The sequence below is a fragment of the Halostella sp. PRR32 genome (genome assembly GCF_034808085.1).
In the GTDB taxonomy this organism is placed as follows: domain Archaea; phylum Halobacteriota; class Halobacteria; order Halobacteriales; family Natronoarchaeaceae; genus Halostella; species Halostella pelagica.
This window is the reverse complement of the sequence record NZ_JAXHGL010000001.1, coordinates 86259-111066: the sequence shown is the minus strand read 5'-3', so window position 1 is coordinate 111066 and position 24808 is coordinate 86259. Positions and strand designations below refer to the sequence as shown.

Annotated in this window: 28 protein-coding genes and 2 tRNA genes; 26 read left to right on the top strand and 4 right to left on the bottom strand. The window is 65.6% G+C overall.

Going from position 1 to position 24808, the window contains the following annotated elements:
- Window positions 1–79: 79 nt before the first annotated feature.
- The 7 genes from SM753_RS00680 (at window position 80) to SM753_RS00650 (ending at window position 7259) form a co-directional block, all read left to right on the top strand.
- Window positions 80–3316 (top strand): formate dehydrogenase subunit alpha, encoded by a 3237-nt coding sequence (locus tag SM753_RS00680; protein WP_323190163.1) that lies wholly within the window; start codon window positions 80–82, stop codon window positions 3314–3316.
- 2 nt (window positions 3317–3318) lie between these two features.
- On the top strand, window positions 3319–4008 hold the full coding sequence (locus SM753_RS00675) for a 4Fe-4S dicluster domain-containing protein (RefSeq protein ID WP_323190162.1): 690 nt from the start codon (window positions 3319–3321) through the stop codon (window positions 4006–4008).
- A complete protein-coding gene (locus SM753_RS00670) occupies window positions 4005–4583 on the top strand; it encodes a hypothetical protein (protein WP_323190161.1) in 579 nt (192 codons plus the stop codon). Before SM753_RS00675 ends, SM753_RS00670 begins: the two co-directional genes overlap by 4 nt.
- The gene (locus SM753_RS00665; protein ID WP_135534161.1) at window positions 4580–5587 is read left to right on the top strand and encodes a cytochrome b/b6 domain-containing protein; all 1008 of its coding nucleotides are present in this window, start codon (window positions 4580–4582) and stop codon (window positions 5585–5587) included. The genes SM753_RS00670 and SM753_RS00665 overlap by 4 nt, the downstream gene beginning before the upstream one ends.
- Window positions 5588–5645: 58 nt before the next feature.
- The gene (locus tag SM753_RS00660) at window positions 5646–5834 is read left to right on the top strand and encodes a hypothetical protein (protein WP_323190160.1); all 189 of its coding nucleotides are present in this window, start codon (window positions 5646–5648) and stop codon (window positions 5832–5834) included.
- Between the two features lie 81 nt (window positions 5835–5915).
- The gene (locus tag SM753_RS00655; protein WP_323190159.1) at window positions 5916–6554 is read left to right on the top strand and encodes a proteasome subunit beta; all 639 of its coding nucleotides are present in this window, start codon (window positions 5916–5918) and stop codon (window positions 6552–6554) included.
- Window positions 6555–7259, top strand: a complete 705-nt coding sequence (locus SM753_RS00650) for an archaeal proteasome endopeptidase complex subunit alpha (protein WP_323190158.1) — start codon at window positions 6555–6557, stop codon at window positions 7257–7259.
- A 129-nt stretch (window positions 7260–7388) separates the two neighbouring features.
- On the opposite strand, the gene SM753_RS00645 is transcribed toward SM753_RS00650, so the two are convergent.
- Complete coding sequence (locus SM753_RS00645; protein WP_323190157.1) at window positions 7389–8321, bottom strand: helix-turn-helix domain-containing protein; 933 nt, start codon at window positions 8319–8321, stop codon at window positions 7389–7391.
- A gap of 194 nt (window positions 8322–8515) precedes the next feature.
- On the opposite strand from SM753_RS00645, the gene moaA reads away from it, so the two are divergent.
- The 14 genes from moaA to rpsB all read left to right on the top strand — a co-directional run bounded on the left by moaA (window position 8516) and on the right by rpsB (window position 16096).
- Window positions 8516–9550 (top strand): GTP 3',8-cyclase MoaA, encoded by a 1035-nt coding sequence (moaA, locus tag SM753_RS00640; protein ID WP_135534156.1) that lies wholly within the window; start codon window positions 8516–8518, stop codon window positions 9548–9550.
- 351 nt (window positions 9551–9901) lie between these two features.
- Window positions 9902–9986, top strand: a tRNA-Ser gene (locus SM753_RS00635).
- 97 nt (window positions 9987–10083) lie between these two features.
- On the top strand, window positions 10084–10620 hold the full coding sequence (locus SM753_RS00630) for a 30S ribosomal protein S13 (protein WP_135534155.1): 537 nt from the start codon (window positions 10084–10086) through the stop codon (window positions 10618–10620).
- Window positions 10621–10623: 3 nt separating this feature from the next.
- Window positions 10624–11148 carry a 30S ribosomal protein S4 gene (locus SM753_RS00625; protein ID WP_135534154.1) on the top strand — a complete coding sequence of 175 codons (525 nt, stop codon included), beginning with the start codon at window positions 10624–10626 and terminating at the stop codon, window positions 11146–11148.
- Window position 11149: 1 nt separating this feature from the next.
- Window positions 11150–11542 carry a 30S ribosomal protein S11 gene (locus tag SM753_RS00620; protein WP_135534153.1) on the top strand — a complete coding sequence of 131 codons (393 nt, stop codon included), beginning with the start codon at window positions 11150–11152 and terminating at the stop codon, window positions 11540–11542.
- Between the two features lie 3 nt (window positions 11543–11545).
- Window positions 11546–12325: a DNA-directed RNA polymerase subunit D gene (locus SM753_RS00615; protein WP_323190156.1), complete on the top strand. Its 780-nt coding sequence runs from the start codon at window positions 11546–11548 to the stop codon at window positions 12323–12325.
- Between the two features lie 136 nt (window positions 12326–12461).
- A tRNA-Leu gene (locus SM753_RS00610) sits at window positions 12462–12546 on the top strand.
- 24 nt (window positions 12547–12570) lie between these two features.
- On the top strand, window positions 12571–12921 hold the full coding sequence (locus SM753_RS00605) for a 50S ribosomal protein L18e (RefSeq protein WP_138797460.1): 351 nt from the start codon (window positions 12571–12573) through the stop codon (window positions 12919–12921).
- The gene (locus tag SM753_RS00600) at window positions 12918–13355 is read left to right on the top strand and encodes a 50S ribosomal protein L13 (RefSeq protein WP_138797459.1); all 438 of its coding nucleotides are present in this window, start codon (window positions 12918–12920) and stop codon (window positions 13353–13355) included. Before SM753_RS00605 ends, SM753_RS00600 begins: the two co-directional genes overlap by 4 nt.
- Window positions 13349–13744 (top strand): 30S ribosomal protein S9, encoded by a 396-nt coding sequence (locus tag SM753_RS00595; RefSeq protein ID WP_135534149.1) that lies wholly within the window; start codon window positions 13349–13351, stop codon window positions 13742–13744. The genes SM753_RS00600 and SM753_RS00595 overlap by 7 nt, the downstream gene beginning before the upstream one ends.
- Window positions 13745–13747: 3 nt before the next feature.
- On the top strand, window positions 13748–13942 hold the full coding sequence (locus SM753_RS00590; protein WP_135534148.1) for a DNA-directed RNA polymerase subunit N: 195 nt from the start codon (window positions 13748–13750) through the stop codon (window positions 13940–13942).
- Window positions 13942–14124: a DNA-directed RNA polymerase subunit K gene (locus SM753_RS00585; protein WP_135534147.1), complete on the top strand. Its 183-nt coding sequence runs from the start codon at window positions 13942–13944 to the stop codon at window positions 14122–14124. Before SM753_RS00590 ends, SM753_RS00585 begins: the two co-directional genes overlap by 1 nt.
- Complete coding sequence (gene eno, locus SM753_RS00580; RefSeq protein WP_138797458.1) at window positions 14121–15326, top strand: phosphopyruvate hydratase; 1206 nt, start codon at window positions 14121–14123, stop codon at window positions 15324–15326. Before SM753_RS00585 ends, eno begins: the two co-directional genes overlap by 4 nt.
- Window positions 15323–16096 carry a 30S ribosomal protein S2 gene (rpsB, locus tag SM753_RS00575; protein WP_135534145.1) on the top strand — a complete coding sequence of 258 codons (774 nt, stop codon included), beginning with the start codon at window positions 15323–15325 and terminating at the stop codon, window positions 16094–16096. Before eno ends, rpsB begins: the two co-directional genes overlap by 4 nt.
- Window positions 16097–16192: 96 nt before the next feature.
- Here the strand turns inward: rpsB and SM753_RS00570 are convergent, their stop codons facing one another.
- Complete coding sequence (locus SM753_RS00570) at window positions 16193–16678, bottom strand: hypothetical protein (RefSeq protein WP_323190155.1); 486 nt, start codon at window positions 16676–16678, stop codon at window positions 16193–16195.
- An 87-nt stretch (window positions 16679–16765) separates the two neighbouring features.
- On the opposite strand from SM753_RS00570, the gene SM753_RS00565 reads away from it, so the two are divergent.
- From SM753_RS00565 to SM753_RS00545, 5 genes are all read left to right on the top strand, one after another.
- The gene (locus SM753_RS00565; protein WP_323190154.1) at window positions 16766–18103 is read left to right on the top strand and encodes a cytochrome P450; all 1338 of its coding nucleotides are present in this window, start codon (window positions 16766–16768) and stop codon (window positions 18101–18103) included.
- Window positions 18104–18164: 61 nt separating this feature from the next.
- Entirely contained in the window at window positions 18165–19193 is a 1029-nt protein-coding gene (gene mvk / locus SM753_RS00560) for a mevalonate kinase (RefSeq protein ID WP_323190153.1), read from the top strand.
- Entirely contained in the window at window positions 19190–19924 is a 735-nt protein-coding gene (locus SM753_RS00555; RefSeq protein WP_323190152.1) for an isopentenyl phosphate kinase, read from the top strand. The genes mvk and SM753_RS00555 overlap by 4 nt, the downstream gene beginning before the upstream one ends.
- Before the next feature lie 389 nt (window positions 19925–20313).
- Window positions 20314–21660 carry an RNase J family beta-CASP ribonuclease gene (locus SM753_RS00550; RefSeq protein WP_135534141.1) on the top strand — a complete coding sequence of 449 codons (1347 nt, stop codon included), beginning with the start codon at window positions 20314–20316 and terminating at the stop codon, window positions 21658–21660.
- Between the two features lie 3 nt (window positions 21661–21663).
- Window positions 21664–22713, top strand: coding sequence for a geranylfarnesyl diphosphate synthase (locus SM753_RS00545; protein WP_323190151.1), 1050 nt, complete (start codon window positions 21664–21666; stop codon window positions 22711–22713).
- Window positions 22714–22832: 119 nt separating this feature from the next.
- Here the strand turns inward: SM753_RS00545 and SM753_RS00540 are convergent, their stop codons facing one another.
- Together SM753_RS00540 and SM753_RS00535 are read right to left on the bottom strand one after the other, a co-directional pair.
- On the bottom strand, window positions 22833–23324 hold the full coding sequence (locus SM753_RS00540; RefSeq protein ID WP_135534139.1) for a cupin domain-containing protein: 492 nt from the start codon (window positions 23322–23324) through the stop codon (window positions 22833–22835).
- An 85-nt stretch (window positions 23325–23409) separates the two neighbouring features.
- Complete coding sequence (locus SM753_RS00535; RefSeq protein ID WP_323190150.1) at window positions 23410–24723, bottom strand: AI-2E family transporter; 1314 nt, start codon at window positions 24721–24723, stop codon at window positions 23410–23412.
- Between the last annotated feature and the right edge of the window lie 85 nt (window positions 24724–24808).

The window sequence follows — 24808 nt, the reverse complement described above, 5'->3', positions numbered from 1 at the left end:
ACGCGCTCCAGTTGATCTTCTAAGTCATGCCCATAGTTACCGTGCCGAACCGAACGACCGGGCGACGGGGGTCGGTACCGTGAGCAACGAACCAGTGCAACTCGACCTCGATCGACGGTCGTTCATGAAGGCGAGCGCGCTCGCCGGAGCGGTCGCCATCGGTGGCGGAGCGGCGGGACACGTTCTCGCTCAGGAGGGCGAAGACGAGACGCCGGACGGTGCACTCGGCGAGAACGAGACCGTTAACTCGGTGTGTAACTACTGCGCCGTCGGCTGCGGTTTCAAGGGCGAGCGACGAGGGAACGCGTTCGTCGGTCAGGAGCCCTGGTTCGAGAACCCGATCAACAACGGGTCGGTCTGTGCGAAAGGGGCGAGCATCTACGAAACCGAACACTCCGACAAGCGGGTCAAACACCCGCTACAGCGCGTCGACGGCGAGTGGCAGAAGATCACGTGGGAACAGGCGTACAGCACTATCGTCGGCGAGATAGAGCGGATCTGGGACGAGTACGGCCGAGACAGCATCTACTGGCTCGGCAGCGCTCACCACTCCAACGAGGAGGCGTACGCGCTTCGCAAACTGATCTCCTTTATGGGGACGAACAACGTCGACCATCAGGCGCGGATCTGCCACTCGCCGACTGTCGCCGGCCTCGCGAACACGTGGGGCTACGGCGCGATGACGAACACGATCAACGACTACCGCAACTACGACCTGGACATCATCATCGGACAGAACCCCGCCGAGGCCCACCCGATCGCGATGCAGCACATCCTCGAAGGGCAAAAGCGCGGCGGGACGATGATCGTCGTGGAACCGCGGTTCACCAAGACCGCTGCCCACGCCGACCAGTTCTACCGGCTTCGGTCCGGCACTGACACGGCGTTCATGCTCGGACTGATCAACTACCTCCTCAACAACGACGCGCTCGACCGGAACCACATCGAGGGGCGGGTCAACGGGTGGCCCGACGTCGAAGCCGAACTGGAGAACTACGACCTCGAAACGGTGTCTGACATCACCTGGATCAGCGAGGAGTCGATCGAGGAGGTCGGCGATCTCATCATCGAGAACATGCCCAACGTCCAGATAGAGTGGGCGATGGGCGGCACCCAACACACCAACGGCACGCAGAACATCCGCGCCCACGCCATCACTGCGCTGGCGACGGGCGGTATCGGCCGTGCGGGCGGCGGATTGCAGGTCATGCGGGGCCACGCGAACATCCAGGGGACGACCGACCTCGGGCCGAACGCTCACATCCTGCCGGGGTACTACTCCGTCTCGTCGGTGGACTCGTGGCGGCACTGGGCGAACGTCTGGACGAAGAGCCCGTACACGGAGGGGGAGGTCAGCTTCGAGGACCTGTACGAGAAGTTCGACCACATGCCCGAGGAACTCTGGCAGGAGCAGGCCGGCGGCGGCGACGCCGTCATCGGCGACCCGGGCGATCAGGAGGACGACACCTCGATGATGTTCCAGAACGGCCTGACCGTCTCGCGGTGGTACGAGTCCGCGCTGGACCAGGAGGACCGCCTGATCGAGTCCACGCTCTATCAGCCCGAGAAGACGAAGATGGCCGTCTTCCAGGGGCATTCGGCGAACTCACTGACCGAGATGGACCGGATGAAACAGGCGATGGAGGCGCTCGACCTCCTCGTCGTCATCGACATGTTCCCGTCGGTGGCGTCCGTGATGGCCGAGCGGGACGACGGCGTCATCTTCCTGCCCTGTGCCAGTCCGTACGAACACGCCGGTAGCGTGACCAACTCCCACCGCTCCGTTCAGTGGAAGGAGCCGGTTCGGCCGCCGGGGCACAACACCCGACCCGACCTCCAGATCATCCAGCAACTCGCCGACCGTCTCGGGTTCGGCGAACACTTCAACTGGGGTCCGGGGCCGGAACTGTACAACGGCACCGAGTCGTACGAGGAGGTCCTCAGGGAGATCAACCTGGGTGTCCGCACCATCGGCTACCAGATGTCGCCCGAGCGGTTGCAGGCCCAGCAGGAGTACGACGAGGTGTTCAGTACCGAGGATCTGCAGGCGAAAGCCGGGCCGTACGAGGGCGAGTTCTGGCAACTGCCGTGGCCGTGCTGGGGGACCAGCCCGAACGAAAACGTCCCCGACCACCCCGGCACCCCGATCATCTGGCGCGACCGGTTGGACCCGCGAGAGGGGGGCCACGACTTCCGCTCACGGTGGGGAACTGAAGCCCCCAGTCCAGACGACTGGGAGACCGTCCGCGGCGAAAGCGGGTTCCCGGCCGAGGAGTACCCGCTCAGCGAGACGTACGACCAGCAGGGCGACGAGGGACTGGACATGCTCCGGAGTTCCTACCAGCCCGACTGGTGGGATAGCGAGGTCGAGGGCGTCCCGCAGTACCCCGGGTTCGCGAACACGCTTCCGGCGGACCCATCGAACTCCGACCAGATGGCCGGTCCGGTCCGGTACGCGCTGAACCCGGCGCGGTCGCCGTACGACGCCGCACAGGACTTCCAGGACCGGTTCATCACTGACCTCGACCCCGCCGACTACGAGGAGTACCAGAACCGACAGCCCGACCCGCCGACCGGCCGCGGTCGGGCGCGTGCCGTCGCGTGGAACTTCTACGACCCCGTTCCGATCCACCGCGAACCGATCGAAAGCCCGCGTCCCGATCTGGCCGACGAGTGGCCGGCGTTCGGCCCGCAGACGAACCTCTATCGCCTCGACCAGGACAACCGCGCCGTCCAGGAGCAGGCCACACAAGAGGCACAGGATCAGGGGTTCGAGACGATCATGACGACGGGCCGGCAGGTCGAACACCAGGGCGGCGGGGCGGAGACGCGGAACAACGTCTTCACCGCCGACCTGCAGCCGCACATGTACGCGGAGATCCATCCGGACCTCGCCGAGGAGATCGGCGACGGCATCGACGGCGGAGACCTGGTCGTCGTCTCGACGACAAACCGAGGGTCCGTCCTCGTCAAGGCTCGCGTCACCCGGCGGGTGAACGACCGCGAGGTGTTCCTCCCGTACCACTGGGGCGGCGTCTACAAGGGGCAGGACCTCTCGGACCGCTACCCGGACGGCCTCACGCCGCTGGCTATCGGCGACAGTGTCAACATCATCACGTCTCCGGGGTACGACTCCGAAACCCAGATGCAGGAGACGAAACCCGCGCTGGTGAACGTCCGTCAGGCGACCGAGGACCTGCTGAACGAACTGAACATGGACACGCACCTGCTTAACGAGGGCTTCCCGCAGGACGAAACCGGTCTCGGCCGACAGAAGACGTACGACGTCAGGGACCGCCCGAACGACAGCCATTAACAATGTCAACTGACCAAGAATCCCAGGACCGACAGGTGATGAGACAGAGCGTCTTCAGCACCGGCGAAGGGACGCGAATCTTCCCGGACGTGGAGGCGTGTATCGACTGTGGCGGTTGCTACGTCGCCTGCAAGCGCACGTGGGACATCCCGCGCGACGAACAACGGATCAGTATCTCGACGATGCTGGAAGGCCAGATGGCGGAGGACACCGAGAACAACCCGCGGAGCGGGGCGGCCATGAGCGAGGGGCAAGACCCGGGCGAAACCAGCGTTCCGATGCAGTGTTACCACTGCGACAACGCGCCCTGCGTCTCCGTCTGCCCGACGGACTCGCTGTTCAAGAACCCCGAGAACGATTTCGTCGAGGTACGCGACGACCTCTGCATCGGCTGCCAGTACTGTCTCTCGGGGTGTCCGTTCGGCGCGCCGCAGTTCCCGGAGTCGAACGACGGGGGAGCCGAGTTAGCGGGCAGCGGCGGTATCATGGACAAATGCACCATGTGCGAGGAGCGCCAGCTAGAGTCCGGAAAGGGCCCCGCCTGCGCGGAGGAGTGCGCCACCGACGCCATTCTCGTCGGGACGGCCGACCAGATCGCCGAGGAACTCGACCGCCGCGGCGAGGCGTCCTTTTTCAACGACGAGGCGCTCGAGATCATCTTCGGCGACGACGCGGAGGCGTTCGACCGATGAGCGGGACGTCCGACGACCGGGACCGGGATCCGGACCGGCCACCGGACGACCGTGAAGGGGAGACGCCGCACAGCGACGCGGCCGACCAGCGGGACCGAGAGGCGGGGACCGAACCGGCCTCCCGCCCGGAGCGCGAGTCGGTTCGGGAGATGCCGCACAAGGAGCGGCCCCGGAACTACACGGACCCAGACAGTCGCCTGACCGACCGCCTTGCGGTCCTCATCAGCGCCCTCGTGGGCCTGATAGTGACCGGGCTCGCGTACTGGTGGGCGCAGTCGCAGGCGATATTCACCGAGGAACTGTACCGCGTCCAGCCGACGGTCGAGGAGCGCGGTATCGGCGCGGACTGGGTGCAGGGAAACACCGACCCGGCGCTAGACGCGATGATCGCCATCATCCACGCGGCGGACGCCCTCATGGGCCTCGGCATCCTCGTGATAGTGTTTCTCCACTGGGCCGCGTTCCGTCGCCTCGCGTCGCAGATGCGCCAGCCCGGCGAAACGCGCCGGTCGGATGCCGTCGCCGCCGACGGCGGTGCGGAGGCGGACGGTGAGCGCGGAGGTGACGCCGGATGACCAGCCTCGACCACGGGAAGTTCACCCGGGTCACGACCCTGTTTCACTCGCTGCTGGCGCTAGACGTGTTCCTGCTGTTTTTCACCGGATACGCCATCATGTTCAACGACGAACTCTGGTGGCTGGTCGAGGCGACCGGCGGGAGCAGCGGCGTGGTCGCGGTACATCGCATCGCCGGCCTCGGACTGATCGCGTTGACTATATTCTGGATGACGCTGCTTCTCATCACGCCCGGCGGTCGAGATAACTTCGGTGCTGTACTCCCCGGAACTGACGATATCGAGGCCGCGGTACAGGACGTGAAGTTCGCGCTGGGGTACGCGGACGAGCGCCATCCCAACGCCCGCCAGTTCGCCGGCTACAAGGCCGACGAGGTCCCGCTGCTGTCGTACGTCGGGAAAGGCGTCGTCTGGATATTCGCGGTCGAACTGACCCTGCTCATGATCTCCGGCCTGCTCATCTGGAGCAAGACCGGCCTCGTCGGGTTCTTCCAGACGAAGGCGTCGGCCATGGCGTTCGTCGTGTTCCACGGTCTCCTCGGTATCATCATGCTGATGGGCGTGATGTTCCACATCTTCGAACACGGCGCGCACCCGGCGTTCTACCCGGTCGAACTCAAGGCGTTCCTCCCGAAAGACATCACCCCGGAGTATCACGCCGACGAGGACCACGACACCACCGGCATCGAGAACCTCGAACTCTCGCCGACGTGGAACTGGGCGGCCAACCTGCTCGGTCTCCTCACCGTCATCGGCATCGTCAGCGTGCTGATCGGAAGCATCTTCGACGAAGGGTATCCCATACCGAGGGAGTTGGCAGTCGGCGGCGGTCCGACGAACCTGTTGCTCACTATCGGGATCAACATCGGCATTCTCGTGCTGTTCATCGGCCTCGTACTGTCGATGTACGGAAACGTCATGCGCCGGCGGTACGAGCGCCAGATCGCCGAGGAGCGACGCCAACCCCCGACCGCGACGGACGGAGGTGACGCCGGTGACGACTGACCGTCAGCACTCGTCCGGCGGAGCGTCTCCGACCGGATCTACGGGGGTGACGTGACCGATGGTGAGCGTGATCTGGGAGGCGATGGGTGTCCTCGCCGTGCTGTTGGCGATAGCGGGACTGCTGTACGTTCTCGGGCTGTCGGGCACGGCCGGTGACGACGACAACGGCCCGAGGTGGTCCGGCGTACTGGTGGTACTCGTCGTCGCGGCGTTCCTGCTAGCGATGATCGTCCCGCTCGTGATGTGACCGCCGACAGTCGGCGAGCGGTCCGCCGGCTAAAATATATTTTAGCTAACATATATCCCCGCCCGGCCCCGAGACGTCTGTATGGCAAGACAGTCGCACGGACCCGACGCAGGTGAGAATAACCAGATCGCAAAGACCGGGACGACTACCGTCGGCTTGACAGCGACTGACGGCGTCGTACTGGCGGCCGACCGGCGGGCGAGTCTCGGCGGGCGGTTCGTGGCGAACAAGGACGTATCGAAGATCGAACAGGTACATCCGACGGCCGCGATGACCATCTCCGGGTCCGTCGGGGACGCGCAGGCTGTCCTCCGACAGCTCCGCGCCGAGGCGTCGCTGTACGAGACGCGACGCGGACGCCCCCTGTCGATGGACGCGCTGGCGCGGGTTACGGGCGACACGCTCCGCGGCCGCCCGGTTACACCGGTCCTCGGCGGTGTGGACGACGACGGCGCGCACGTCTACGACCTGGATGGCGGCGGTGGCGTGATGGAAGACGCGTACGCGTCGACCGGGAGCGGAATGCAACTCGCGTACGGCGTATTGGAACGGCAGTACGATCCGGACGCCTCGGTTTCGGAGGCAGTCGCGGTCGCCGCGAACGCCGTCGCCGCCGCCAGCGAGCGCGATACGGCCAGCGGCAACGGCGTCCTCGTCGCTCGCGTCACGGCCGACGGCGTCGCGACTGCGACCTACGACGACCCGGCGGAGGTGGCGTAGATGGACGGACACGAACAGACCGCGTACGACCGCGGCGTGACCGTGTTCTCGCCGGACGGCCGCCTCTACCAGGTCGAGTACGCCCGCGAGGCCGTCACCCGAGGTCAACCCGTCGTCGGCGTCACGCACGGCGACGGTGTCGTTCTCGCCGCGAACGGCGTGCGTCGCTCGCCGCTACAGGAACCGGATAGCATCGAAAAACTGCACGCCGTCGACGACCACGTGGGAGTCGCGACTGCCGGTCACGTCGCGGACGCGCGTCGCCTCGTCGATCAGGCTCGCGTTACCGCCCAGCGCGAACGACTGCGATACGGCGAACCGATGGCCGTCGAAGCGCTCGCCAAATCGCTCGCGGACGCCGTCCAGGAGACGACCCAGACCGGCGGCGCGAGACCGTTCGGTGCGGCGCTTCTGGTCGCCGGCGTCGACGAGAACGGCCCGGCGTTGTACGAGGTCGACCCGTCCGGGACCCCGACAGCGTGGCGGGCCACAGCGGTCGGCGGCGACGGCACACTGATCGACCACCTCGAAACGGAGTACGCCGACGAACTCGACGAGAGCGCGGCTGTCGATACGGCGCTCGGGGCGATTCGAGAGAGTACGGAAGCGGATCTGTCGGCGGTCAACCTCGACATCGCGACGGTGACTGCGGACGGGTACGACGCCCTCAGCATTGACGAACGACGCGACGCCGTCGGCAGCTAATCGGGCCGAGTCAGGAACTCATACTGTCGGCTGTAAGTCCGTGAAGACTGCGAGGCAAGTATGGCCGTGGTACTTGCTTACACACTGTTTGCTGTCGAACCACTGTTCGACGAATTACAGCCGACAGTATCAGGCCGACGCGCTCTCGCTCCCGCCGCTCGCCCCGTCGACGCTTTCGTCTCTCTCCGCCTCCGATTCCGTGACGGTCCGGCGGCGATGTTCCACGACCGTTCCATCGCGGGCGACGAACAGCGCGAGTTCCTCGTCCTCTAGCCTGGTAGTGACGCGGACGCACCAGGGGTCCTCGGAGACGACGCGCTCGCGCCACTCGTCGCCGACGTTCCAGAGCGGGCGGTCGCGCACGTCGTGGCCGTGTTCGTGGTAGAACGACACGACGGCAGGGTGGTCGAGCGTCGCGAGCGTGACCGGACAGCGCAGGCGCGCGCCGCAGGCCACGCACGAGAACGTCACCGTCGCCGGTCCGGGGTCGCCGGCGCGTTCGGCGTCCGCGTCGACGGCACCGCCGCACTCCGGGCAGACCCCCGTCGAGAACCCGGCGATCCGGCGGCGGTGGTGCGCGTCGAACGCCGCCGGGAGGTCCTCGTCGTCGTGGGTGTCGTGCCCGCTCGGCGGGAACGGGAGTTCCAGAACCGGGCCGTTACAGGCCTCGCAGGCGACAGTCGTCACGTTGTCCTCCACGCGGACGACCAGCGCCGCCTCGCCGCAGTGGGGACAGGCGTCGGAAAGCCCGACGGGGTCCCGGCTCACACTCTCCGTGTACGTGCCCGCGGCGACGGTGCGGGCGATAGCGGTCCCCGCGTAGGTGAGTTCGTACTCGTCGCCGACGCTGCGGACGTACCGGTCGGTCAACTGCCGGAGGTGGTACGCGAACCCCGCGGACGTGTCTTCGTCGGTGGCCTCGTGCAGTTCAGAGAACGAGCGCCGCGCCGGCCGTCCGTCGTCTACGAGCGCGCGCAGGATGCGCAACCGCGTCTCGCTCCCGAGGACCTGAAAGGCGTCGCTGGGCGGGATGTCGTCGTCCGGGTCGCGGGGTCCGCTCATGTCTGTCTCTGATCGGCCCCCGGTAATAAGCGCTGTCGTGGTCTCTGAACCGCGTTCGTTTCGCTCGGTTCGTTCCAGTCTCCATGGCTGGCGTTTCACTTCGACCGGGTCCTCCACGTCCCGTAACTGATTCCGGTTACGAACTACCCGTCCCCGACAGCGGATTTAAGAACGAGCGGTCACGATGTGGTGGTATGCTCGCGGACGAGTTCGGTCGGGAGGTGTCGGGTGTGCGGGTGTCGTTGACCGACCGGTGTAACTTCGACTGCGTCTACTGCCACAACGAGGGTCTGGGCGATACGCGCGGTCCGATGGATCCGCAAGACGACGAGATGACGGCCGACGAAGTCGTCCGCTTTCTGGAGGTCGCCGCCGAGTTCGACGTCGACTCAGTGAAGTTTACGGGCGGCGAACCGATGCTTCGCCAGGACCTCGAAGAGATCATCCGCCGGACCCCCGACGAGATGGAGGTGTCCATGACGACCAACGGCACCTTCCTCCCCGGCCGAGCGCCGGACCTCGTCGACGCCGGCCTCGAACGCGTCAACGTCTCGCAGGACGCGCTCGACCCCGACGACTTCGCCGAGGTGACCAAAAGCGGCGCGTACGAACAGGTGCTTGAAGGCGTCGAGGCGGCCCTCGACGCCGGTCTCGACCCCGTCAAACTCAACATGGTCGTGTTCGAACACACCGCGGGCTACGTGCCCGAGATGGTCGACCATGTCGCCGAGAACGACGGTCTCCAGTTGCAGTTAATCGAGTACATGCCCGAACTCACCGGCCGCCCCGAGTGGAACATCGACATCGAACGCGTCCACGGCTGGCTAGAGGAGCAGGCCGACGAGATCGAGCGCCGCGAGATGCACGGCAGACGGCGTTACTGGATCGGCGGCGAAGACGGGTCGGACCCCGCCGACACGTCAGAAAACGGCGATCACGCGACCAGAGACGACCCCAACGCGGGACGCGGTATGGTCGAGATCGTCGACCCCGTCGAAAACGCTGACTTCTGCGCGAACTGTCACCGCGTGCGCGTCACGCACGAAGGATATCTCAAAGGGTGTCTCAACCGCAACGACGACCTGCGCTCGATGGGCGAGATGGAAAAACCCGAGATCCGCGAGACGTTCCGCGAAACCGTCGACAACCGCGTGCCGTACTACGGCGAGTACATGATCAAAAACGACGACGGCGAGTGGGAGATCAACGAGGAGTACATCGGGGCCTGAGAGGGACTGTCGATATTCAGTAGCTTACCGACGCGGGGACGGCGAACACCGGTACACAGTTCCAACGATCCCTACGAAGGTCGCGTTTCGGGGTGCCGAACGAGCACACCCCGTCGCAACTGCGAGCGGAGCCACGCTTCCATGCGAGAGACTGTCCGGGTCATTCGAGGGTGTAGCGAGCGTCTGACGTCTCGCTGGACCGTTCGCTGCGCGACCGGCACCGGTTTGTCGCACCGTCACGGTGCCCGATACTTTCGTGACGCTTAAGTACCCGAGAGGGAGTAGAATTGAACGCAATACGATGTAGGGGTATCGGGCCCCGAGTCCGAGAGGGCGGAGATAGAACAGCGAGTCGTGGTAGCCTAGCCTGGCCCAAGGCGCAGGGTTGCTAACTCTGTGGCGTCAAGCCTCCGGGGTTCAAATCCCCGCCACGACGTCGTACTGGAACCGGAACTTCCGGTTCGCGAGGGGTTTCAGCCCCGACGAAATCATCGAAGCGTTTTCGACGCTTCGACCCAGACAACAGATCAGCTATGAGTGCAGAAGAACCACAGGACGAACCCGAAGACGATGAGGATCTTCGCTACTTCGTCCGCATCGGGCAAACGGACCTCGATGGGACGAAGGCCGTAGAGCGATCACTCATCGAGATGAACGGCATCGGGCGACGAACAGCCCGCATCATCGCCGACGAGGCGAACGTAGACCGGAAGGCGACGTTCGGCCGACTCGAAGACGACGAGATCGAACGCGTGACCGACGAGGTCGAGAACTACGCGGACACGGTCCCGGAGTGGCTCACCAACCGCCGCAACGACTTCTTCAGCGGCGAGACCACACACGAGACCGGCAACGACCTCTCGATGACGCGACGGCAGGACATCAACCGCATGAAGATGATCAGTTCCTACCGTGGCGTCCGCCACAACCGCGGCCAGAAGGTCCGCGGCCAGCGCACGAAGTCCACCGGCCGTACCGAGGGGACTATCGGCGTCAACGTCGAGGAGATCCGCGAGGAAGCCGCAGAAGAGGCCGCCGGAGAGGAAGACGAGGACGAGGGGGGGCTCTAACCGATGCCGCTCGGAAGCAAAACGAAGGCTTACGAGACCCCGAACCACCCCTGGCAGGGCGAGCGGATCGCCGGCGAACACGACCTCGTCGGCCGCTACGGCCTGAAAAACAAGGAAGAACTCTGGCGCGCTCAGTCCGAACTGCGCTCGTACCGCCGCGAGGCGCGTGCGCTGCTCGGTCGCGCGCAGGGCGACGCCGAGGCCGCCGCAAAGCGCGGCGACGAGTTCCTCGCCCGCCTGAAGCGGATCGGCGTCCTCGACGAGGAGGACGGTCTCGACGACATCCTGTCGCTCGAGATCAACGACGTTCTCGAACGTCGCCTCCAGACGGTCGCCTACCGCAAGGGACTCGCGAACACGCCGGAGCAGGCCCGGCAGTTCATCGTTCACGGACACGTCGTGGTCGGCGAGAGCCGCGTCACGCGACCGTCGTACAAGGTCGACGTCGACGAAGCGGAGTACATCGACTTCGACGACACGAGCCCGCTCGCGGACGATCTCCACCCCGAACGCGCGGAGGAACAATAACATGAGCGAATCAGAAGACAGCAAGTGGGGCATCGCCCACGTGCACGCATCGTTCAACAACACGATCATCACCGTCACCGACCTCACCGGCGCCGAGACGATAGCCGATTCGTCCGGCGGCGCGGTCGTCAAGCAGAACCGCGACGAGGCGTCGCCGTACGCGGCCATGCAGATGGCCGAAACGGTCGCCGAGGACGTACTGGCGGCCGGCGTCGAGGGCGTCCACGTTCGCGTCCGCGGTCCCGGCGGCAACCTCCAGAAGAGTCCCGGCCCGGGCGCACAGGCGACTATCCGAGCCCTGGCCCGCGCCGGTCTGGAGATCGGTCGGATCGAAGACGTCACGCCGATCCCGCACGACGGGTCGCGCGCTCCCAAAGGGAAGGGCGGATTCTAACCCATGGCAGAAGAGTACGACGTTGAGTTCATCGAACGCGGGGACCGATCCGCCCGGTTCCTCGTCCGCGGCGTGACGCCGGCGTTCGCCAACGGCATCCGCCGGGCGATGATCGCCGACGTGCCCACGCTCTCCGTCGACAGCGTCCGCGTGATCGAGAACTCGTCGGTCATGTTCGACGAGCAGATCGCACACCGTCTCGGGATGGTGCCGTTGACCACTCCCGAAGGCGAGTTCGAGGAGGGTGACGTCGTCACTTTGAGTATCGACGTCAAGGGGCCGAGCACGGCGTACTCCGGCGACCTCGTCAGCGGTGACAGCGTCGTCGAACCGGCCGACGACAACATTCCGATCATCGACCTCAAGGACGACCAGCGTCTCGAACTGGAGGCCGAGGCCGTACTCGACAGTGGCAAGAGCCACGCCAAACATCAGGGCGGCGTCGCGGTCGGTTACCGCCACCTCCAGTACGTCGACGTAGTCGGCGACGCGGCCGAGTTCGAGGAGCAAGAGCCCAACATCCTGCGCGGCGTCATCGAGGAACGCGCCGCGGAGCACGCGGAGGGCGACGCCGTGAACGGCGACCTCGTCCCGACCGAGGAGTTCGACAACGACCTCACGAACCGGTACCCCGGTAAGGAGGTGGAGGTCAACGACGTGTCGAACGCGTTCGTGTTCGACGTCGAAACGGACGGGTCGCTCACGGTCGAGGAACTCGTTTCCCGCGCGGTCGAGTCGCTGGAAGACCGTGCGACGGAACTACGCGAAGCAGTCCAACTATAAGCACAGATGATCCTTCAAACCGGTTCCCTGACGGCCGCCCGCTCCGGCGGGAGCCGCGGGACCCGATCCGAATCGGCAACCGAAACTGGTTTGAAGGGCACCGAACAAGGAACCAATGCCTACGAGGGCACGACGTGCAGGGATAGCCAAGTCAGGCCAACGGCGCAGCGTTCAGGGCGCTGTCTCGTAGGAGTCCGCAGGTTCAAATCCTGCTCCCTGCATCACTTCTTCAATGAGGATACGTTATGAGTAAGACAAATCCGAGGCTGAGCAGTCTTGTCGCCGAGCTGAAATCGGTGGCGCGGGATTCTGACGCCAACGTCTGGAAGGACGTGGCGGCCCGCCTCGAGAAACCACGCAGCACGCACGCCGAAGTCAACCTGGGCCGAATCGAACGGTACGCCCGGGAAGACGAGACGGTCATCGTGCCGGGCAAGGTTCTCGGGAGCGGTGCAATACAGAAGAACGTCACCGTCGCCGCCGTCGACTTCTCGTCGACGGCCGAAACGAAGATCGAGAAGGTCGGCGAGACGATAGATCTGGCACAGGCAATCGAACAGAACCCCGAAGGTAGCAACGTGCGGGTGATCCGATGAGTATCGCAGAGTTCGAAGCGGACGTCGCCGTAGATGCGCGCGACTGCATCCTCGGCCGCGTCGCAAGTCAGGTGGCGGAGAAAGCACTGAACGGTGAGCGCGTGGCCGTGATCAACGCGGAGGACGCGGTCATCACTGGCGACGAGGACGACATCATGAGCAAGTACCGGAAGCGCCGGGAACTCGGCTCCGACAGCGGGCCGTACTACCCGAAGCGGCCGGACGAGATCCTCAAGCGGTCGATCCGCGGGATGCTCCCCTACAAGAAGAAACGCGGCCGCGAGGCGTTCGAGAACGTCCGCGTCTACGTGGGCAACCCCCACGACCGCGACGGGGAGATCCTCGACGGAACGTCGCTGGATCGCCTGTCGAACATCCGCTTCGTCCATCTGGGCGAGGTCAGCAACGAACTGGGTGCTAACGTCACATGGTAACCAACACGAGCGGCAAGAAAAAGACCGCCATCGCCCGCGCGACCGTTCGCGACGGCGACGGCAAGGTCCGCATCAACTCCCAGCCAGTCGAGCTGGTCGAACCGGAACTCGCGCGCCTGAAGATGCTGGAGCCGTTCCGCATCGCCGGTGAGGAGCGCGAGCAGGTGGACGTCGACATCAGCGTCGAGGGCGGCGGCATCAGCGGGCAGGCGGACGCGGTCCGAACCGCTATCGCCCGCGGCATCGTCCAGCACCTGGGCGACGCCGAACTCCGCGACTCGTTCATGGAGTTCGACCGTTCCCTGCTGGTCAACGACGTCCGGCAGTCCGAACCCAAGAAGTGGGGCGGCCCCGGGGCGCGGGCCCGCTACCAGAAGTCCTACCGCTAACCCATGATGGTACCTGTCCGGTGTTTCACGTGCGGCAACGTCGTGGGTGAACACTGGGAAGAGTTCAAGGCACGCGCACGAGAGGGAGACGAGGACCCCGAAGCGGTCCTCGACGACCTCGGCGTCGAGCGCCACTGCTGTCGGCGGATGATCGTGTCTCACAAGGACCTCGTCGACATCGTCTCCCCCTATCAGTAATGTCGCGATCAGAACGCTTCACCCGATACGAGAAAGCGCGGATCCTGGGCGCGAGAGCGCTGCAGGTGTCGTACGGCGCACCGGTGCTCATCGACACCGACCAGACCGAGCCGATCCTGATCGCCGCGGAGGAGTACGACGCAGGCGTGTTGCCGTTTACAGTCACGAGGGATTCGACGTGACGTTGATAACTACCGTGCGACTGCGTCGCGTGCTCGATTCCAGGGGGAACCCGACCGTCGAGGCGGACGTCCTCACCGAGAGCGGCGGCTTCGGCCGGGCGGCGGCCCCGAGCGGCGCGAGCACGGGCGAGTACGAGGCTATCGAGCTTCCCCCGAACGAGGCGATCGCGAAGGCCCGAGAACTCGCCGTGCCTCGTCTCGAAGGGCAGGTGTACGCGGGCAATCAGCGAGACGTGGACAACGCCTTGCGCGGCGCGGACGGCACCGACGACTTCTCGGAGATCGGTGCGAACAGCGCCGTCGCCATCAGCATGGCTGCGGCGAAAGCCGGTGCCGACGTGATCGGCGCGCCGACGTACCAGCATCTCGGCGGCACGTTCCGCGGAGAGAACTTCCCGACGCCGCTTGGCAACGTCATCGGCGGCGGCGAACACGCTGCGGACGCAACCCACATCCAGGAGTTCCTCGCCGCGCCGGTCGGCGCGCCGAGCGTCTCCGACGCCGTCTTCGCAAACGCTGCCGTCCACCAGGAGGTCGCCGACATCCTCGAAGAGCGCGGCGTCCCCTCGGGCAAAGGCGACGAGGGCGCGTGGGCGCCCTCTATCGACGACGCCGAGGCGTTCGATATCATGGCCGAGGCGGTCGACACCGTCAGCGGCGAGTTCGGCTTCGAGATCGGATTCGGCCTCGACGTGGCCGGTGCCGAACTGTACGACGCTGACGCCGGCGGCTACGTGTACGGCGACCGCGTCCGTGACACGGACGAACAGATCGACTACATCGCCGACCTCGTCTCGGAGTACGACCTCGTCTACGTAGAGGACCCGCTCGACGAGGACGATTACGAGGCGTTCGCCGACCTGACGGACCGGGTCGGCGACCGGACGCTCGTCTGCGGCGACGACCTGTTCGTCACGAACACGGACCGCCTGCAGACGGGCATCGATCAGGGCGCTGGCAACAGCATCCTGATCAAGCCCAACCAGATCGGCACGCTGACCGACGCCTTCGACGCCATCGAACTGGCCGAGGAACACGGCTACGACGCCGTTGTCTCCCACCGCAGTGGCGAGACGGAGGACGCGACCATCGCACACCTCGCCGTCGCGACCGACGCCCCGTTCATCAAGACGGGGACGGTCGGCGGCGAGCGAACCGCCAAACTCAACGAACTCATCCGCATCGCGGACGACGCACTATGACAGAGAACGACGCAGAACAGGAAGGGCTCGACGCGGCCGAAGAAGAGGTCGACCCCGAACCGGCAGAGGGTGCCGGTCCGGCGGCTCAGACCGAGGACGCGGAGCCCGCGGAGGAAGCGACCCCCGAGGACGCCGAAGCGGCGACCGAGGACGAACCACAGCTAGACGAGGACGTCATGTCCGACGAGGAGGCCGACCTCCTCATCCCCGTCGAGGACTACCTCGGCGCGGGGGTCCACATCGGGACCCAGCAGAAGACCAAGGACATGAGCCGGTACATCCACCGAGTCCGTACCGACGGTCTGTACGTGCTGGACGTCTCGAAGACGGACAGTCGGATCCGGACCGCCGCGAACTTCCTGGCGAACTACGACCCGGAGCAGATACTCATCACGTCGTCGCGCCAGTACGGTCGCTTCCCGGCCGAGAAGTTCGCCGACGCGGTGGGCGCTCGCGCCCGCACCGGTCGGTTCATCCCGGGCACGCTGACCAACCCCAAGTACGAGGGGTACATCGAGCCGGACGTACTGGTCGTCACCGACCCCATCGGCGACGCCCAGGCCGTCAAGGAGGCTATCACGGTCGGCATCCCGGTCATCGCGATGTGTGACTCCAACAACGGCCTCGGCAACGTCGACCTCGCAGTCCCGACGAACAACAAGGGTCGAAAGGCGCTTTCGGTCGTCTACTGGCTCCTCGCCAACGAGACGCTGGACCGCCGCGGTGCCGAACCCGCCTACTCGCTCGACGACTTCGAGAGCGGGATTTAAACGTCGATTCGAACTGTTTTCGGTATCACGTCCGTTCGCAAGCGGCGGCGCTGTGTCGAAGGTTGACCGATAGATCGCCTGACGGCGGCCTGTCAGCTACGTTTCGACGTTGTCGTCCTCCGGCGTGCGCGCCTGCCAGTGCAGAGCGCGGCCCGAGACGGCGGCTCCGGCGGCGAACGCGACCGCTGCGAGGTAGAGCGGTCCGAGATGGATCAGGTGGTCGTAGTCGAACGCCGCGCCGAAGTGGACGGGAATCGCCGTCACCAGTGCGACCGTCGCGGTCAGGACCGCAGTCGACCACGCCCATGGGTAGCCCCGCCGGACGCCGTACCACGCGAGGCTGACGACGGCGATACCGGTGGCGATCATGAAGCCGCTGAACGCGACGTGGAGGTGGTCGAGATAGTCGAACAGCGCCGGATCCGGCGCTGTCGATTCGGCGAGCGATTCCACACCGACCTCGTACCGGATGCCGAGAACGGTCCGGAGAAGCGAATATATCCCGTATCCGACGAACAGGGCCCCTCCGACAGTCATCAACTGCGCGCCGAGATGGCGTCCGGTGCTTGTGTCCGCGTCCATCGCTCGCTGTACGACGTCGAGACGGGTATAACGGTGGCCGAGGGGCACGCCCCCAGTTTCAAGCGGTTTCGGTCCCTAGCCTGGACGATGTCCGAAACACCCCCTGGACCGAGCGGGGAACCGTTGTTCGGCGACAGTCGAAGATACTCGCGGAACCCGTTCCGGTTCATCGAGTCGCTGGAGGAGGCTTACGGCGACGTATCGCGGTTCGATATGGGGCCGATGGACACGTACGTGCTCTGTTCGCCGACTGCCATCGAACGCGTGCTGGTCTCGGAGGCCGACCGGTTCCGCAAACCCGACTTCCAGGGAGACGCGCTGGGTGACCTGCTCGGAGACGGTCTGTTGCTTTCCGAGGGTGAGACGTGGGAACGTCAGCGTGACCTGGCTCAGCCGTCGTTCTCGATGGCTCGACTCGCCGGGATGGCAGACCGGATCACCGGCCACGCCGCGGACCGCGTGGGTTCCTGGACCGCCGGCGAGACGATAGATGTCGAAGACGCGATGACGCGCGTGACGCTGGACGTCATTCTCGATCTGATGATGGGCGTCGAGTTGCCCGACAGTCGCGTTCGGACGATACAGGAGCAACTTGAGCCGCTGGGTGCCCGATTCGAACCGGATCCGATCCGGTTCGCAGCGCCCGAGTGGGCACCGATGCCGGGCGACGCGGAGTTCGAGCGGGCCGTCTCCACGCTCGACGACGTGTTAGACGAGATCATCGCTGTACGAGAGGGAACGACGGGCGGCGAGGACGGCCCGACGGACTTCCTCTCGGTTCTCATGCGCGCCCGAGACGAGGGCGCGCAGTCCCCGGACCAGTTGCGCGACGAGATGATGACGATGCTGCTTGCGGGCCACGACACCACGGCGCTGACGCTGACGTACACCTGGTTCCTGCTGTCGGAGCATCCCGAGGCGGAGCGTCGCGTCCACGAGGAGGTCGACGCCGTGGTTGGCGACGACCGGCCCGGGATGGAACACGTCCGCGAGTTCGAGTACGTCGACTGGGTGATACAGGAAGCGATGCGGCTCTACCCGCCCGTGTACACTATCTTCCGCGAACCGACTGACGACGTGACGCTCGCGGGCTACGACGTCGACGCCGGAACGTCTCTGATGCTTCCGCAGTGGGGCGTGCACCGCTCGGAGCGGTTCTGGGACGACCCCGAGAGGTTCGACCCGGAACGCTGGCGGCCGGAGCGCGCGAATGAGCGTCCGCGGTTCGCGTACTTCCCGTTCGGCGGTGGACCGCGTCACTGCATCGGTAAGCACCTGGCGCTGCTGGAGGCGAAACTGATAGTGGCGACCGTCGCCGGCGACTACCGTCTCGACTTCGTCGGAGAGACGCCGCTGGAACTGCTCCCGTCGCTGACGGTCCATCCGAAACAGACGATGACGATGCGCGTCGAGGAGCGGTCGTAACCGGAGTGAGAGCGAGCGACGGTCCGAAAACCCCTAACCACCTCGGCGCGCAGGGGCCGGTATGGTCACGTCGAGCGCTCCCGGCAAGGTGTATCTGTTCGGGGAGCACGCGGTCGTCTACGGCGAACCGGCAGTCCCGTGCGCCATCGAGCGGCGCGCGAGCGTCACCGTCGAGCAGCGGTCCGACAGCAAACTACGGGTCCACGCGGAGGACCTCTCGCTCGACGGGTTCACCGTCGAGTACAGCGGCGACGCCGACGGGCACCCGGACATCGACGTCTCTGAGTCGCTGGTCGAGGCGGCGATGGGGTACGTCGACGCCGCCGTCGATCAGGCCCGCGACGCCGTCGCCGAACAGCGCGGTGAGGACGCGCCTGCGGTGGGGTTCGACGTTTCGATAGCGAGCGACATACCGCTCGGGGCCGGACTGGGGTCGTCGGCCGCCGTGACGGTAGCGGGTATCGACGCGGCCACGCGTGAACTCGGTGTCGAACTGTCGTCCGAAACGATCGCCGACCGCGCGTTCCGCGCGGAGTACGACGTACAGAAGGGGCAGGCCTCCCGCGCGGACACGTTCTGCTCGGCGACGGGCGGTGCCGTCCGCGTCGAGGGCGACGACTGCCGCGGGATCGGCGCGCCGGACCTCCCGTTCGTCATCGGCTTCGACGGCGGCGCGGGCGACACCGGGAAACTCGTCGCGGGCGTCCGAGAACTCCGCGACGAGTACGGGTTCGCGGCGGATACGGTCGAGGCCATCGGCGACATCGTCCGGCGGGGCGAACAGGTACTCGCGGACGCCGCCGAGGACCCAGAGAGCGACCGGATCGACGAACTCGGCGACCTGATGGACTTCAACCACGGTCTGCTGGAGGCGCTCGGCGTCTCCTCGCGGTCACTGGATTCGATGGTGTGGGCGGCCCGCGACGCCGGCGCTCGCGGCGCGAAACTCACCGGCGCGGGCGGCGGCGGTTGCATCGTCGCGCTGGACGAGACGGACGAGACCGAAACCGCACTCGAGTTCACGCCCGGATGCGAGACGGCGTTCCGCGCGGAACTAGCAACGGACGGAGTCCGGGTGGAGTCGTCGTGACCACCGTCGTCAAACTCGGTGGAAGCGTCATCACGGACAAAGAGCGCGACGAGACGCTTGACGGACGGGCGCTCGACCGCGCGGCCGACCACATCGCCGACGCGTCGACCGACGACCTCGTCGTCGTTCACGGCGGCGGCAGCTTCGGCCACCCTCACGCCGACGAACACGGTGTTTCGACGACCGATGGAACGCAGGACGCGGACGGGGCGCTCGCCATCCACGGCGCGATGACGACGTTGAACCGGTTCGTCGTCGAGCGCCTGCGCGAACGGGACGTTCCCGCGCTCCCTGTTCACCCTCTTTCCGCGGCGGCCCGTGCTGACGCGGCGCGGCTATCGCTCCCGACCGACCAGGTCTCGACGATGCTCGGAGAGGGGTTCGTTCCGGTGCTTCACGGCGACGTGGTCGCCCACGAGGGGAAAGGCGTCACAGTGCTTTCCGGCGACGAGATAGTCACGCACGTCGGAAAAGCGATTGGCGCGGACCGCATCGGCGTCTGTTCGACGGTGCCGGGCGTTCTCGACGCCGACGGCGACGTGATCCCTCGTATCGACGCGTTCGGCGACGTGGCAGACGCTCTCGGAGGAAGTGACGCGACGGACGTCAGCGGCGGCATGGCGGGGAAAGTACGGGAGTTGCTTGCGCTGGACCGCCCGGCCTCGGTGTTCGACCTCGACGGCCTGGACGCGTTCCTCGCCGGCGAGCGGCCGGGGACGACCATCGAGTAGCGGTGAGATCGGGCCGAAAGACCCCCGAGACCGGCTCAACGTTTGCGTTCCAGTACGTGTCCCACGTCTCCATATCGTTGTCCTCGTAGAACGTTGTGCGGGCGCATATTGCTGTATCACGAATTCGAAACGACCGTATTCGGGAACGTCAGGTCGTACGATGGTGGAAACGTACATCCATCGCCTAACCCACGCAGTTTTTAAGAGCAGGGTGTGTAGGAACGAGTAACGGAAACCCGCGGGCAAGTGCACGACTGTACAGACCGTCGTGCATAGCGGGTGCGTGGCCGACGTGCTGTAAGACGCCGGGGTCGACGTATCCACACCCCGCGGGGGTTTCAGTGAGCGACATCGCCACCCACCGTGGCTTTCGATGCTCGGATCAAACAATGGAAATCGAAATTGCAACCATCGGCGGTTACGAAGAAGTCGGCCGGCAGATGACGGCCGTTCGCGCGGGTGACGACGTTGTCATCTTCGACATGGGTCTGAACCTCTCGCAGGTTCTCATCCACGACAACGTCGAGACCGAGAAGATGCACAGCCTCGACCTGATCGACATGGGCGCTATCCCCGACGACCGGGTGATGAGCGAACTCGAAGGCGACGTGAAAGCCATCGTGCCGACCCACGGTCACCTCGACCACATCGGTGCGATCAGCAAACTCGCCCACCGCTACAACGCGCCAATCGTCGCGACGCCCTTCACTATCGAACTGGTGAAACAGCAGATAGAGAGCGAGCAGAAGTTCGGCGTCGAGAACAACCTCGTGAAGATGGAAGCGGGCGAGACGATGTCTATCGGTGAGCGGAACGAACTCGAGTTCGTCAACGTCACTCACTCGATCATCGACGCGATCAACCCGGTTCTGCACACGCCCGAGGGCGCTATCGTGTACGGCCTCGACAAGCGGATGGACCACACGCCGGTCATCGGCGACCCCATCGACATGAAGCGGTTCCGAGAGATCGGCCGCGAGGGCGAGGGCGTCCTCTGTTACATCGAGGACTGTACCAACGCCAACAAGAAAGGCCGGACGCCGAGCGAATCCGTCGCGCGGCGTCACCTGAAGGACGCGCTGTACTCGATGGAGGACTACGACGGCGGTATCGTCGCGACGACGTTCTCCAGTCACATCGCGCGCGTCCGCAGTCTCGTCGAGTTCGCCAAGGACATCGGCCGTCAGCCGGTGCTTCTGGGCCGCTCGATGGAGAAGTACTCCGGTACGGCCGAGCGACTCGACTTCGTCGACTTCCCCGAGGACTTGGGGATGTTCGGCCACCGCAAGTCAGTCGACCGCACGTTCAAGCGGATCATGAAGGAGGGCAAGGAGGATTACCTCCCCGTCGTGACGGGACACCAGGGCGAACCCCGCGCGATGCTTACGCGTATGGGCCGCGGCGAGACGCCGTACGAACTGGAAGACGGCGACAAAGTCGTCTTCTCGGCACGGGTCATCCCGGAGCCGACGAACGAGGGCCAGCGCTACCAGTCCGAGCGTCTCCTTCGCATGCAGGGCGCGCGCATCTACGACGACATCCACGTCTCCGGCCACCTGAACCAGGAGGGCCACTACGAGATGCTGGACGCACTCCAGCCCCAGAACGTCATCCCGGCGCACCAGGACATGAGCGGCTACTCGTCGTACGTCAACCTCTGCGAGAGCGAGGGGTACAAGATGGGCCGCGACCTGCACGTCACTCGAAACGGAAATCTGATCCAACTGGTCGAATAAGTAATGACGAGTCCCGAGGCGCGCGAAGAGACGGTGCTGTCGGCGGTCGCCGAGCGGCGCGAAACGGTCAACGAAGCCATCTCGGAGTCGCTGCCGATAGCGGAGCCGGAACGTCTGTACGAAGCCTCTCGGTATCTCCTCGATGCCGGCGGGAAGCGCCTCCGGCCGACGGTCCTGCTCGCAGTCGCCGAGTCGCTTGCGGAGGAGTCACACCAGACGGCGGATTACCGGTCGTTCCCCGACCTCTCGGGCGAGGAGATAGACATCATGTCCGCCGCGGTCAGCGTGGAAGTGATCCAGTCGTTTACGCTGATCCACGACGACATCATGGACGACGACGACCTGCGCCGCGGCGTCCCCGCAGTTCACCGCGAGTACGACCTCGAAACGGCGATCCTCGCCGGCGACACGCTGTACTCGAAGGCGTTCGAGATCATGCTGGAGACCGGTGCGCCGGCGGAGCGGTCGGTGGAGGCGCTCGACGTGCTGGCAAACACCTGTACGCAGATCTGCGAAGGGCAGTCGCTGGACGTCGAGTTCGAGACTCGGACGGACGTGCTTCCGGAGGAGTATCTCCGGATGGTCGAACAGAAGACGGCCGTGCTGTACGCCGCAAGCGCCGCGCTTCCGGCGATCCTGCTGGGTGCCGACGAGGAAACCGTCGACGCCCTGTACGGCTACGGCTTAGACGTCGGCCGGGCGTTCCAGATCCAGGACGACGTTCTCGACCTGACGGTCCCGAGCGAACAGCTCGGCAAACAGCGCGGGAGCGACCTCGTCGAGAACAAGCAGACACTGATCACCCTGCACGCCCGCAAACAGGGCGTCGACGTCGACTCGTTGGTCGGGACCGACGATGTCGACGCCGTCACCGAAGCGGAGATCGACGAGGCCGTCGAGGCGCTCGAAGCGGCCGGTAGCATCGACTACGCCAAAGAGACGGCACAGGAACTCGTCGAGACGGGGAAGGACCGGCTGGAGGTCCTGCCCGAAAACGATGCCCGGCGGCTGCTGGAGCAGATAGCGGACTACCTCATCGAACGGGGACACTGATAGGGATCAGTGTCACTGTGTACCGATGGTCGCCGACCCCGCGTCGGCGACCTGCCGAACTGAACGACAACAGTCCCTGTGACCGGTCCCTTCTCTCCGAGTTCGCTCTTCGACAGCGGTCAGTCCGTCGACCCGTCGTTCGTCCAGTAGTCGACGGTGTCGTCGGTTTGGTAGTAGCCCTGGAGGCTCCGTTCGCCCCTGCCGCCGGGTGCCGCACCGACGAACACACCGATCTTCCCCGTGTCGGGATACACCGTCACGTCCGGTTCGTCCATCGTCGAGGGCATCAGATATCTGAGCGCTCCATCGGAATCGTTGACGACGCGGTGCGCGCCGCGCTCGTTCCCCGGGAGCGCCACGTAATCGCCCGGTGCCAGCGGCATCGACTCGCCGTCGAGTCTGAGCGTCCCGCGACCGTCGAGGACGAATATCGCCTCTTCGTTTCCGGTGTGATAGTGGTACGGCCAGGACCGTCGCCCGGCGGGTATCTCGTACAGGCTACAGCCGATCCGCTCGCCGCCTGCGGCGTCGCCCAGCTGTTTGCGCTTGAAGAACGTCTCGCCTTCCTCCAGAGTCGTCCACTCCATCTCGTCGGCGTTGACTCTGCCCATGCGCGGGCGACGGTCTCGGTGGACAAAAAACCGGCCGCGCTGCACAGGGCCGTTCGGTCGTCGCGGCGGATGCTGCGTCCGTTGGTCAGTCAGTGGGCGACTCGTCCGAACGGGGGTCGTCCGACGGCGACTCTTCCGGGTCGTCCGTCGACGCGCCGTCTACCGTTCCCGCCGCCGACTCGTCCGCGCCGGCGGTCGCTCTTTCCTCCGACTCCGGTGGGAGTACGTCGTCGTCGTCCGCGTCGGCGGTGCCGCCCGCGTTGCTTTCAGGCGGGTCGAGTTCCGCCGGGGGCGGAGCGGACGTCGTCGGCGTCAGTGGTTCGCCGCGGACGAGCTCTGGGAGGATGATTCGGACGAACTCGACGACCAGAACGATGATCAGCGGGCCGAGGAAGAGGCCGTACCATCCGAACAGGAGCGGGCCGAAGATGTAGGCGAAGAGGACCAGGCCGACGTGCAGGTCTCGACCGGAGATGTACGGCCGCAGGAGTACCTCGGGAACCGTGTCGACGAACAGGAACACGACGCCGGCAAAGAGCAGACCGAACCACAGCAACGACGGGTCGGTAACGGCGGCGACAACGATGAGATACAGCGCCGCGGGGACCCAGACGATCTTCATCCCGACGACGGGGACGAGACTCCCGGCCCCGGTGAGCAGGCCCAGTAGCGTCGGGACGGGAACGCCGAGTTCCGGCGGAGCGAACAGGCTGAGTGCGTTGTACACGACGGTTCCGACGACTGCGTTTGCGGCGGCAAAGAGGATGTTTCCGAAGTAGATCGAGTCGAGGTTGCGATCGACGGCGGTGAGATACGCGGCGGTCGCAGACCCCTCTCCGGCGAACTCCGAGCGGAACCACCGGGAGAACCGGCGGTCGTCGCGCAGGAGGTAGAACCCGATGGCGAGGGCGACAAAGAGGTGCAGGAGGGCGTTGACGATGACGCCGAGGTAGGTCGTGACGGCGTTTACGGCATCGCGGATCCCCTCGGCTGACCCGAACTCCTGGAGGAGTTGTGGGTTTTCCGTTAGCAGGCTGAGCCCCTTCCGGGGGTCCTGTATCCACTCGATGTCCATGTACGGGTCGAGCGCGGCGGTGTACGCCGACGCGTTCGGTGCGACCGCGGCGAGTTCCTGTGCGCCGATGACGACGGTGTAGCCGAACAAGAGGAGGACGGGGGCGGATATCGTCAGCAGGGAGACGATGGCGGCGAGGCTCGGCGGGCTGATTCGGTCGCGCATCCGCCGGTGGAGACGCCGTGTCGCGTAGTAGACGAACAGCCCGAGGACGAACGTTCCGATGTAGGTGTACACCACCGTCCCCAGGGCGGCGAACAGAACGGCGGCGACCGCCCACCACGCGATCCGGTTTCGGTCCAGACCGCTTCCCGTACTTGCCATTGCCGTATCTTGCCGGTCTGTCCACAAGAAAGCCGCGGGGAATGGCCCGAGAACGGGGGAAAACGGATCCGCGGGGATTTTGTCT

What these genes read in the sequence shown, in the direction of transcription:
- SM753_RS00620 (WP_135534153.1), top strand. Translation starts at nt 11,150, where the DNA reads ATGAGCGAATCAGAAGACAGCAAGTGGGGCATCGCCCACGTGCACGCA.
- SM753_RS00565 (WP_323190154.1), top strand. Translation starts at nt 16,766, where the DNA reads ATGTCCGAAACACCCCCTGGACCGAGCGGGGAACCGTTGTTCGGCGAC.
- SM753_RS00605 (WP_138797460.1), top strand. Translation starts at nt 12,571, where the DNA reads ATGAGTAAGACAAATCCGAGGCTGAGCAGTCTTGTCGCCGAGCTGAAA.
- SM753_RS00545 (WP_323190151.1), top strand. Translation starts at nt 21,664, where the DNA reads ATGACGAGTCCCGAGGCGCGCGAAGAGACGGTGCTGTCGGCGGTCGCC.
- SM753_RS00655 (WP_323190159.1), top strand. Translation starts at nt 5,916, where the DNA reads ATGGCAAGACAGTCGCACGGACCCGACGCAGGTGAGAATAACCAGATC.
- SM753_RS00590 (WP_135534148.1), top strand. Translation starts at nt 13,748, where the DNA reads ATGATGGTACCTGTCCGGTGTTTCACGTGCGGCAACGTCGTGGGTGAA.
- moaA (WP_135534156.1), top strand. Translation starts at nt 8,516, where the DNA reads ATGCTCGCGGACGAGTTCGGTCGGGAGGTGTCGGGTGTGCGGGTGTCG.
- SM753_RS00585 (WP_135534147.1), top strand. Translation starts at nt 13,942, where the DNA reads ATGTCGCGATCAGAACGCTTCACCCGATACGAGAAAGCGCGGATCCTG.
- mvk (WP_323190153.1), top strand. Translation starts at nt 18,165, where the DNA reads ATGGTCACGTCGAGCGCTCCCGGCAAGGTGTATCTGTTCGGGGAGCAC.
- SM753_RS00630 (WP_135534155.1), top strand. Translation starts at nt 10,084, where the DNA reads ATGAGTGCAGAAGAACCACAGGACGAACCCGAAGACGATGAGGATCTT.
- SM753_RS00650 (WP_323190158.1), top strand. Translation starts at nt 6,555, where the DNA reads ATGGACGGACACGAACAGACCGCGTACGACCGCGGCGTGACCGTGTTC.
- SM753_RS00570 (WP_323190155.1), bottom strand. Translation starts at nt 16,678, where the DNA reads ATGGACGCGGACACAAGCACCGGACGCCATCTCGGCGCGCAGTTGATG.
- SM753_RS00670 (WP_323190161.1), top strand. Translation starts at nt 4,005, where the DNA reads ATGAGCGGGACGTCCGACGACCGGGACCGGGATCCGGACCGGCCACCG.
- SM753_RS00550 (WP_135534141.1), top strand. Translation starts at nt 20,314, where the DNA reads ATGGAAATCGAAATTGCAACCATCGGCGGTTACGAAGAAGTCGGCCGG.
- SM753_RS00615 (WP_323190156.1), top strand. Translation starts at nt 11,546, where the DNA reads ATGGCAGAAGAGTACGACGTTGAGTTCATCGAACGCGGGGACCGATCC.
- SM753_RS00675 (WP_323190162.1), top strand. Translation starts at nt 3,319, where the DNA reads ATGTCAACTGACCAAGAATCCCAGGACCGACAGGTGATGAGACAGAGC.
- SM753_RS00540 (WP_135534139.1), bottom strand. Translation starts at nt 23,324, where the DNA reads ATGGGCAGAGTCAACGCCGACGAGATGGAGTGGACGACTCTGGAGGAA.
- SM753_RS00600 (WP_138797459.1), top strand. Translation starts at nt 12,918, where the DNA reads ATGAGTATCGCAGAGTTCGAAGCGGACGTCGCCGTAGATGCGCGCGAC.
- SM753_RS00665 (WP_135534161.1), top strand. Translation starts at nt 4,580, where the DNA reads ATGACCAGCCTCGACCACGGGAAGTTCACCCGGGTCACGACCCTGTTT.
- SM753_RS00595 (WP_135534149.1), top strand. Translation starts at nt 13,349, where the DNA reads ATGGTAACCAACACGAGCGGCAAGAAAAAGACCGCCATCGCCCGCGCG.
- SM753_RS00645 (WP_323190157.1), bottom strand. Translation starts at nt 8,321, where the DNA reads ATGAGCGGACCCCGCGACCCGGACGACGACATCCCGCCCAGCGACGCC.
- SM753_RS00535 (WP_323190150.1), bottom strand. Translation starts at nt 24,723, where the DNA reads ATGGCAAGTACGGGAAGCGGTCTGGACCGAAACCGGATCGCGTGGTGG.
- rpsB (WP_135534145.1), top strand. Translation starts at nt 15,323, where the DNA reads ATGACAGAGAACGACGCAGAACAGGAAGGGCTCGACGCGGCCGAAGAA.
- SM753_RS00660 (WP_323190160.1), top strand. Translation starts at nt 5,646, where the DNA reads ATGGTGAGCGTGATCTGGGAGGCGATGGGTGTCCTCGCCGTGCTGTTG.
- SM753_RS00625 (WP_135534154.1), top strand. Translation starts at nt 10,624, where the DNA reads ATGCCGCTCGGAAGCAAAACGAAGGCTTACGAGACCCCGAACCACCCC.